Source organism: Algibacter pacificus (assembly GCF_008033385.1).
GTDB classification, from domain to species: Bacteria; Bacteroidota; Bacteroidia; order Flavobacteriales; family Flavobacteriaceae; genus Algibacter; species Algibacter pacificus.
Map to the genome: position 1 here is coordinate 1 of NZ_VOGY01000044.1, position 1229 is coordinate 1229.

The window sequence follows — 1229 nt, forward strand, 5'->3', positions numbered from 1 at the left end:
TGTAGGCTTCCCTAAAAATGGGACAGTAATTAATTCGAATTTATTAACTTTAAATTCAAACTGTCACAATGAAAAACAGCAAATTTAGTGAGAGCCAAATCATCCGGGCTTTAAAGGAAAATGAACAAGGAAGATCCGTAGGCGATCTATCACGGGAATTAGGTATTGATAAGAGTACGTTTTATTACTGGCGTAAAAAATATGGAGGTATGGAACATCAACAGGTAAAGCGCTTAAAGGAGCTAGAAGAAGAAAACAATAAACTCAAACAGATGTATGCTGATGTGAGTTTAGATTTAAAAATGTTAAAAGACGTACTGTCAAAAAAGTTCTAAAGCCTTCCGACAAACGAGTACGCGTCAAATATCTTGTTAAAGAATTCACTGTACCCATTGTACGTGCTTGCATGGTTGTAGGTTTAAGTAGGTCAATGTGGTACTATCGGAGCAAAAAAGATGACAGCGAAGTCATTGACAAGCTCACAGAACTTACAGAATCTTATCCAACAAGAGGTTTTGATGAGTATTATCACAAAATTCGTCGCGAAGGCTTAAAATGGAACAGAAAACGAGTGCTACGCATTTACAGGGATATGAAACTAAGCTTAAGGCGTAAGCACAAAAAGCGTTTAGTAAAACGAGTTAAGCAACCTTTGGAAACACCTACGCAGCTCAATGAATGTTGGAGTATGGACTTTATGAGTGATGCACTTACCGATGGTAGAAAAGTGCGCGTATTTAACGTTATTGATGACTGTAATCGAGAAGCTCTAGCTATTGATGCAGGACTATCATATCCAGCTAGAGCTGTGGTAGAAACACTAGAATGTTTAAAAGAGGAAATAGGCACACCTAAATACGTAAGATGTGATAATGGACCAGAATTTATCTCTAAGACCTTTATGAACTGGTGTAAAAAAAACTTTATAGAAATTAAATATACTCAACCTGGAAAACCAATGCAAAATGGATACATAGAACGTTTTAATAGATTCTTTAGAGAAGATATATTAGATGCTTATTACTTCAATGATAAATATCAATTGCAAAAGATAAGCGATAACTGGAGAGAAGATTATAATTTTAACCATCCGCATAAATCCTTAGGGAATAAATCACCTAAAGAATATATGCCCAGATTTGATGAAGAATTTAAATTCTTCATCAAATCTGACCTAAATAATAATTATTTATCGAACTTTAATGTGTCCTAAAAAGGGGAAGCCTACA

Annotated in this window: 1 protein-coding gene and 1 pseudogene; both read left to right on the forward strand. The window is 34.8% G+C overall.

What is annotated here, in order from left to right; translation table 11 throughout:
• Nucleotides 1–68 precede the first annotated feature (68 nt).
• Complete coding sequence (locus FQU21_RS17305) at nucleotides 69–335, forward strand: transposase (RefSeq protein ID WP_147679286.1); 267 nt, start codon at nucleotides 69–71, stop codon at nucleotides 333–335.
• Nucleotides 336–376: 41 nt separating this feature from the next.
• Nucleotides 377–1213 (forward strand): annotated as a pseudogene (locus tag FQU21_RS17310) (IS3 family transposase); the annotation flags it as partial.
• Between the last annotated feature and the right edge of the window lie 16 nt (nucleotides 1214–1229).

What these genes read in the sequence shown, in the direction of transcription:
- FQU21_RS17305 (WP_147679286.1), top strand. Translation starts at nt 69, where the DNA reads ATGAAAAACAGCAAATTTAGTGAGAGCCAAATCATCCGGGCTTTAAAG.